This window comes from Mycobacterium sp. E2497 (assembly GCF_001668695.1).
GTDB lineage: Bacteria > Actinomycetota > Actinomycetes > Mycobacteriales > Mycobacteriaceae > Mycobacterium.
Genome location: NZ_LZKD01000038.1, coordinates 1 through 1,140, shown reverse-complemented (window position 1 = coordinate 1,140; position 1,140 = coordinate 1). Strand labels below are relative to the sequence as shown.

Annotated in this window: 1 protein-coding gene; it reads right to left on the bottom strand. The window is 72.9% G+C overall.

Annotated features, from left to right (window positions below):
- Positions 1 to 1,024, bottom strand: a 1,024-nt coding sequence (locus tag A5713_RS02995) for a hypothetical protein (RefSeq protein WP_068092333.1), incomplete at its 3' end; no start/stop codon positions are given.
- Positions 1,025 to 1,140: the final 116 nt, after the last annotated feature.

Below are 1,140 nucleotides of genomic sequence, written 5' to 3'. Positions count from 1 at the left end.
CCGCCGGGGCCGATGCCGGCGGCGGTGGCGGTGGGACCGCCGGTGGCGGCGGGGGCCCCGGATTGGCCGGGGCGACCACGTTCTGTGTGATGTCGGGGCGCTGGTGCGCGTGCGGCCGGATGTCGACGGCCAGGGCGATGGCCAGGGCGACCACGCCGCCGACGAACACCAGGGTGGCCGCGACGACGGCCAGCACCGACCTGCGGCTCTGGTGTTCGCCGGAGGCTGACTCGCGATCGGCGCCGGGCACCCGGGCCTTCCCGCTGTCGGGTTCGGCGCTGTAGGCCAGCTCGCTGTCGTTCGCCGAGGGATCTCCGGCGTAGGGCATCGCGATCGTCGACGGCGCGCCCAGCCGGGCGTTGGCCGCCGCCAACGAGGCGCCCCGCGCCAGCGCCATCTCGGGTTCCTCGGGCGTGGTCACCGACAGCGAGGTCGCCGCCTCGAGCGCCGGCTTGATGTACGGGATGTCGACGTCCGAGCCCACGAGGAACAGCCCGTCCGGGCGCGCCCGCATCGCTTCGGCGCCCGAGACCATCGCGGCCAGCTTCGCCAGCGCCGCTTCGTCGCTGCCGGGCAGCGGATGCCGGCGCACGTCGGCGACCGAACCGTCGGCGGTGTCGACGACGGCCAGCGTCGCGGTGCTGGGCTCCACGTACAGCAGCGCCGTGCGCGCGCAATTGGTCGCGCTGCCCGCCGCCTGAGCAAGCGCCGCGGCGGCCATGACCGACGACACCAGCATGACGTTCTCGATCTTGCGTTCCGCCAACGTGTTTCGCAGCGCTGCGGCCTCGGAAGGATGGGTCCAGGCCACTCCGCTCGATTTCAGCCGATAGCCGCCCTGGGCCGCGCTCTCGCGGGTGCCGAGAATCGCGGCGACCACGCGATCCGCCGCGGCGGCCGCGGTCGTCTGATCGGCGAGGGGGAAGCCGTCCTGATCGACGGTCACCCCACCGGCGGCTTCGCCTTCCACCAGCACCATGCGGACCGTCGCAGGCGCCATAGACACGCCAAGTACGACGTCCACCGCTCCTCCAAGTCGTCCAAATCGATTGCCGTGCGGGGGAAACCCGCGTGGGGCTTCGTCGCTCTCAGATTCGGCCGGATGCGTTGGCAGCGATCCGGCCGCGCCCCACCCCAATT